Source organism: Actinotalea sp. C106, from assembly GCF_023630195.1.
GTDB lineage: Bacteria > Actinomycetota > Actinomycetes > Actinomycetales > Cellulomonadaceae > Actinotalea.
Genome location: NZ_JALPKN010000323.1, coordinates 1 through 3,323, shown reverse-complemented (window position 1 = coordinate 3,323; position 3,323 = coordinate 1). Strand labels below are relative to the sequence as shown.

The following is a 3,323-nucleotide window of genomic DNA, read 5'->3' as shown; positions in this document are numbered from 1 at the left end:
TGCTCGTCGCCCTCGCGACGGCCGTCCGGCGCCGACGGCCGCCCTCGGCGCGGGTCCTGCTCGCCCTGGCGCTCGCCCTGCTCGGGCTGGGCCTGCTGACCGGTCTCGGAGGGCCCTCGGGGAGTGCGTCGGGGGCGGGCCTGGCGCTCGCCCTCGGCGCGGCCACCTGCTTCGCCCTGATGACCCTGGTCAACCGGCGTGGTGTGCCCGGGCTGGGCCCGCTCGCGATGACGGGCGCGTCCTTCACGGTCGGCGGGGTGCTGCTGGTCCCCGCTGCCCTGCTCGGGATGCTGGGTGCGGCCTCCGGGGTCGAGGTCGCGGGGGAGACGGGTGGCGTAGGTGGGGGGTGGGGGAGCGTGGTGCTCCTCGTGCTCTTCCTCGGTCTGGTGCCCACCGCCCTCGCCTACGCGGCCTACTTCAGCGGCCTGCGCACCGTCCCTGCGACGACCGCGAGCCTCGCGGCGCTCCTCGAGCCCGTGACGGCGGCCGTGATCGCTGCTGTGCTCCTGGGGGAGCGGCTCGGGCCCGTGGGAGTCCTCGGAGGCCTCGTCCTGGGACTCGCCGTGATCACGGTGCGTCCGCGAGCACCTCTGGGTGGCCGACTCGCCTACGATGGTCGTCGGTCTGTGCTGAGCTCGCGCCGCACCGGCGCGCCCACCCGGCCCGACCCGCCGCCGTCCGGCGCGGGTAGCTGACGAGTCTGGAGCAATTCGTGCCCTCGATCCTCGACAAGGTCCTGCGCATCGGCGAGGGCCGGATCGTCAAGAAGCTCGGCGGTCTGGCCCACCAGGTCAACGCCCTCGAGGACAGCTTCATCTCCTTGAGCGACGCCGAGCTGCGCGAGGAGACCGACCGGTTCCGCGCCCGCCTGGCCGACGGCGAGACCACCGACGACCTGCTGCCCGAGGCCTTCGCCGCCGTGCGTGAGGCTGCCCGGCGCACCCTCGGGCACCGCCACTTCGACGTCCAGCTCATGGGCGGGGCGGCCCTGCACCTGGGCAACATCGCCGAGATGAAGACCGGTGAGGGCAAGACCCTCGTCGCGACGGCCCCGGCCTACCTCAACGCCCTGAGCGGCGAGGGCGTGCACGTCATCACGGTCAACGACTACCTCGCCCGCTACCAGAGCGACCTCATGGGGCGCGTCTTCCGGGTCCTCGGGCTCACGACCGGGTGCATCGTCTCGGGGCAGAAGCCCGACGAGCGCCGCGCCCAGTACGCCGCGGACATCACCTACGGCACGAACAACGAGTTCGGCTTCGACTACCTGCGCGACAACATGGCGTGGAAGCCCGAGGAGCTCGTCCAGCGCGGCCACCACTTCGCCATCGTCGACGAGGTCGACTCGATCCTCATCGACGAGGCGCGGACCCCGCTCATCATCTCGGGGCCCGCCGCGGGGGACTCGAACAAGTGGTACGGGGAGTTCGCGAAGGTCGTCCGCCGGCTCACGGTCGACGTCGACTACGAGGTCGACGAGAAGAAGCGCACCGTCGGGGTGCTCGAGCCGGGCATCGCCAAGGTCGAGGACCACCTCGGCATCGAGAACCTCTACGAGTCCCTCAACACACCGCTCATCGGCTTCCTGAACAACGCGATCAAGGCCAAGGAGCTCTTCAAGCGCGACAAGGACTACGTCGTCATGAAGGGCGAGGTCCTCATCGTCGACGAGCACACCGGCCGCATGCTTCCCGGTCGCCGCTACAACGAGGGCATGCACCAGGCGATCGAGGCCAAGGAGGGGGTGGCCATCAAGGCCGAGAACCAGACCCTGGCCACGATCACCCTGCAGAACTACTTCCGGCTGTACGACAAGCTCGCGGGCATGACCGGTACGGCTCAGACCGAGGCTGCCGAGTTCCAGAGCACGTACTCCCTCGGCGTCGTCCCGATCCAGACCAACCGGGACATGCAGCGCATCGACCAGCCCGACCTCGTCTACAAGAACGAGGAGGGCAAGTTCGCCGCAGTGGTCGCGGACATCGTCGAGCGGCACGCCGCCGGCCAGCCCGTCCTGGTGGGCACCACGAGCGTCGAGAAGAGCGAGCTGCTCTCTGGCTTGCTCCGCAAGCAGGGCGTCCCGCACGAGGTCCTCAACGCCAAGCAGCACGCGCGTGAGGCCTCGATCGTGGCCCAGGCCGGCCGGAAGGGGGCCGTGACGGTCGCGACCAACATGGCCGGCCGTGGTACCGACATCATGCTGGGCGGCAACGCCGAGTTCATGGCGGTCGACTCCCTCGCGAGCCAGGGCCTGGACCCGGCTGAGCAGCCCGAGGAGTACGAGGCCGCGTGGCCCGCGGCTCTCGAGTCGGCCACCAAGGCCGTCGCCGCCGAGCACGAGGAGGTCGTCGAGCTCGGCGGGCTCTACGTGCTCGGCACCGAGCGCCACGAGTCGCGACGGATCGACAACCAGCTGCGCGGTCGATCCGGCCGCCAGGGTGACCCGGGCGAGTCCCGTTTCTACCTGTCGATGGCCGACGATCTCATGCGCCTGTTCAACTCGGGCCTCGCCGAGACCATGATGAACCGCGCCGGCTTCCCGGACGACATGCCCCTCGAGTCCAAGATGGTGACCCGGGGCATCCAGAGCGCGCAGTCGCAGGTCGAGGGCCGCAACTTCGAGATCCGCAAGAACGTCCTCAAGTACGACGACGTGCTCTCGCGCCAGCGCACCGTGATCTACGACGAGCGGCGCCGCGTCCTGGAGGGTGAGGACCTGCGCGAGCAGATCCAGCACTTCCAGGACGACGTCCTGACCGCCTATGTCGACGGGGCCACCGGTGAGGGCAGCCCCGAGCTGTGGGACCTCGACGCGCTGTGGACGGCCCTCAGGGCCGTGTACCCCGTCTCGATCACCGTCGAGGAGGTCGTGACCGAGGTCGGCGACCAGGCGAAGCTCACGCGGGAGGTGCTGCTCGAGGAGGTCCTGTCCGACGCCCGGCACGCCTACCAGTCGCGTGAGGACCTCATCGGTGAGGACAACATGCGCAACCTCGAGCGGCGCGTCGTCCTGTCGGTGCTCGACCGCAAGTGGCGCGAGCACCTCTACGAGATGGACTACCTCAAGGACGGCATCGGCCTGCGGGCGATGGCCCAGCGCGACCCGCTGGTCGAGTACCAGCGCGAGGGCTTCCAGCTGTTCGGTGCGATGACCGAGGCCATCAAGGAGGAGTCGGTCACCTACCTGCACAACCTCGAGGTGAAGGTCGCCGAGCCCACTGCGCCGGGGACCCCTGCCGCGGGCGAGCCGGACGGGGCGGGAGCGGAACCTGCCGCCGGGGCGGCAGCTGGGGCCCCGGCGGGCGGGCGGTCCGCCGCCCCGA

General features: G+C 70.3%; 2 protein-coding genes. Both read left to right on the top strand.

Features of this window, described 5'->3' with window-relative positions; genetic code table 11:
- Positions 1-695: DMT family transporter (locus L0B03_RS15660; protein ID WP_250447514.1), on the top strand; the 695-nt coding region annotated here is incomplete at its 5' end.
- A 17-nt stretch (positions 696-712) separates the two neighbouring features.
- Positions 713-3,323, top strand: a 2,611-nt coding sequence (gene secA / locus L0B03_RS15655) for a preprotein translocase subunit SecA (RefSeq protein WP_250447511.1), incomplete at its 3' end; no start/stop codon positions are given.